This is a genomic window from Pseudodonghicola xiamenensis DSM 18339 (assembly GCF_000429365.1).
GTDB classification, from domain to species: Bacteria; Pseudomonadota; Alphaproteobacteria; order Rhodobacterales; family Rhodobacteraceae; genus Pseudodonghicola; species Pseudodonghicola xiamenensis.
This window is the reverse complement of sequence record NZ_AUBS01000079.1, coordinates 1-2,670: the sequence shown is the minus strand read 5'-3', so window position 1 is coordinate 2,670 and position 2,670 is coordinate 1. Positions and strand designations below refer to the sequence as shown.

Genomic DNA, 2,670 nt, shown 5'->3' with positions numbered 1-2,670 from the left:
GGCACGCTGTCAGAAGTCAGCTTGCCATCATGTTCGAAGACCGCTTCCCAATGGCGTAAAAAAACGCGTCAGGCACAAAATTCGGCACAGTCTCCCTTCCCCTCGAATTCGCGGGCGTCGCGGAAATCGTGGGCGTGGACGATGCGGCCGTTGAATTGGGAAAAACCTTCGTATTCCGGCACATTCGGCGAGGAGAAGTGACCGGATGCGACGATGACATTGTCGAAACGCTCCTTGTAGACGCGGTCCTCGACCATGTCGTGCACGGTGACTTCGAAATCGCCCGTCTCAGTGTCATATTCGACCCAGCGGATCACGGAAGAGAAGCGGATCCACTTGCGCACGTCCGCCTTGATCACCCGGCCTTCGATATAGTCGAACAGGACGGCGCGCGGCGGGTAGGAGGCAATCTGCTTGCCGAAATGTTCCTCAAAGGAATAGTCGGCGAACTCCAGTCCCTCTTTCGGACCATTGGACCACAGGTAGCGGTACATCGACCCATGCACCGGCTCGCCGTTCTCATCGACACCGGTGCGCCAAGTGTAATTCCACAAGCCGCCCCAGTTCGATTGCTTCTCGAAACAGACGATTTCCGGGATCTCGGCGCCGGTCTGGGCCGCGGATTGGAACGCGCGCAGTTGGGCAAGGCCGGAGGGGCCTGCTCCGATGACGGCGACTCGTTTGGTCATGATCGTAACTCCTGTTGTCTTGTTTTTGGTATGAACCAATATTTTGAATTGGTTCTGTTTGACTATTTTGGTTTGGTCCAAAATTTTTCTGGTGGTCAATGAATTTTCTTTGCAGGAATATAAATTTCGAAGTGCGAAGCGGTCGGTTGGCATGGTTTTGAGCTGGAGATGAAAAAATGAGCACCCCTTCGCTGGCGCAGAGGCTTGCCGTTGCCGGAGCGCTGCCGCGCCTAAGCGTTCAGGACAGGGCGCCTATCCGGATTGGTGCCCTGGTGCCCATGTCCGGGCCCGAGGAACGCTGGGGGCGCCCCGGGGTCGAGGGCTGCCATCTTTGGGTCGATTGGATCAACGCCCATGGCGGCATGATGGTTGCCGGGCGCCGGCATCTGATCGAGCTTATCGTTCATGACAGTGCCGGTGAGGCGGCGGCGACGCTGGAGGCGGCCCGGCAGATGGTCGAGACGCAGCGGGTGCGGCTGGTGCTGACGCTGGGCGGCGGCGATCTCGGGCTGGCGTTGGCCTATCTGATGGATCGCCGGGTACTGACCGCGACGCTTCTGCCCTCGGATCTGTCGCCGGATCACCCCACGCTGATCGCGCCGGCCGAGGTGCATCCGTTCTTCAATGTCACCGGGGTGGAGTGGCTGGCGCGCAATCGCCCGGCCGCGAAACGCGTGGCGCTGTGTTCCCAGACCGATTTGATGGGCTTGCCGTCGCTGGCCACCTATCGCGCCGCCTTCGATGTGGCGGGGCGGCAGATCGTCAGCGAGGTGCTTTATGATGCCCAGGCGGGCGCGGCCGAAGCGATCGTGGCGCAGATGCTCGAGGCGCGTCCGGATGTGCTCTGCTGGTGCTCCTCTGCGCCGCCGATGATCGAAAAGCTGACGGTGGCGGCTTTCGAGGCAGGTTTCCGGGGCGAGATCATCGCCTGCACCTGCGACAATTATCCTGAGCTGATCGCGTGTACCTCTGTTGCGTTCATGGAGCGTTTCACCTTCCAATTCCCCGATTTCGACGATCCGCGACTGGCTGAGACCGCGTTCTTCTTCCATCGGCCGAAAGCGTTCTTCGACTCCTACAATGCGCGTTTCCCGGGGCATTGGTCGGCAGTGAGTTGGGAATATGCCTCGATCCTTGACCTTTGGCACGAGGCGGTGGAGATGGCGGACAGTCTGGGGACCGGGCTGGTCCTGGCGGCATTGAAGCGCGGGCGGCGGATGCCGCATGTCTTCGGGTTGGCCAACTGGTGGGGTATGGAGGTCTATGGGATCGACAATGCGCTGGTCGGCGACTGGCCGGTGGTGGCGATCCGTGACGGCAAGGCGCGGATTCAGGAGTTCGGCTCGGTGCTGGATTGGCTCGACGCGCATGGCGGGCGATTGGTGGACGAATTGGGCGCGCTGGGGCAGCTATGGCATCAGCGGGTCAAGCCGGATCTGGCACGGGCGCTGGCCGAGGACGGGGGCGAGACCGGAATGAAAGACGAAGAAAGAGGAGAGCGACGTGAAGAGTGAACAGGGTATCTTGCGGCAGAATCCGCATGCGGTGAAAGAACCGCGTGAGAAGAACCTCGAGGTTGCGATCGGGCGTCAGGTGCGTGAATTGCGCAAGCGGGCGCGGATGACCGGCTCGGATCTGGCGCAGCAGACTGGGCTGTCGGTCGGGATGCTGTCGAAGATCGAGAACGGGGTGATTTCGCCGTCGCTCAATACGATCTCGGCGCTGGCCCATGCCCTGCGGGTGCCGTTGGTCCAGCTCTTTTCCGGTTATGAGGAAGAGCGCGGCTGTGTGCATGTGAAGGCCGGCGAGGGGGTCGAGATCGAACGCGCAGGAACCCGCGCCGGGCATCAGTACCACCTTCTGGGGCATATCGGGTCGAACAATTCCGGAGTAGTTGTAGAGCCATATTTGATAGTTTTGGACAGTGAGAGCGATAGATTTCCTGCGTTTCAGCATGAGGGGATAGAGCTGTTGTATTTTC

General features: G+C 60.5%; 2 protein-coding genes and 1 pseudogene. 2 read left to right on the top strand and 1 reads right to left on the bottom strand.

Translation table 11 applies throughout. The features are described from left to right. Positions 1–95 precede the first annotated feature (95 nt). Positions 96–689, bottom strand: a pseudogene (locus G455_RS25225) (FAD/NAD(P)-binding protein); the annotation flags it as partial. A gap of 176 nt (positions 690–865) precedes the next feature. On the opposite strand from G455_RS25225, the gene G455_RS25220 reads away from it, so the two are divergent. Together G455_RS25220 and G455_RS0122045 are read left to right on the top strand one after the other, a co-directional pair. Continuing rightward, positions 866–2,203, top strand: a complete 1,338-nt coding sequence (locus tag G455_RS25220) for an ABC transporter substrate-binding protein (RefSeq protein ID WP_051312691.1) — start codon at positions 866–868, stop codon at positions 2,201–2,203. After that, positions 2,193–2,670: helix-turn-helix domain-containing protein (locus G455_RS0122045; RefSeq protein ID WP_028095590.1), on the top strand; the 478-nt coding region annotated here is incomplete at its 3' end. The genes G455_RS25220 and G455_RS0122045, both read left to right, overlap by 11 nt.

What these genes read in the sequence shown, in the direction of transcription:
- G455_RS25220 (WP_051312691.1), top strand. Translation starts at nt 866, where the DNA reads ATGAGCACCCCTTCGCTGGCGCAGAGGCTTGCCGTTGCCGGAGCGCTG.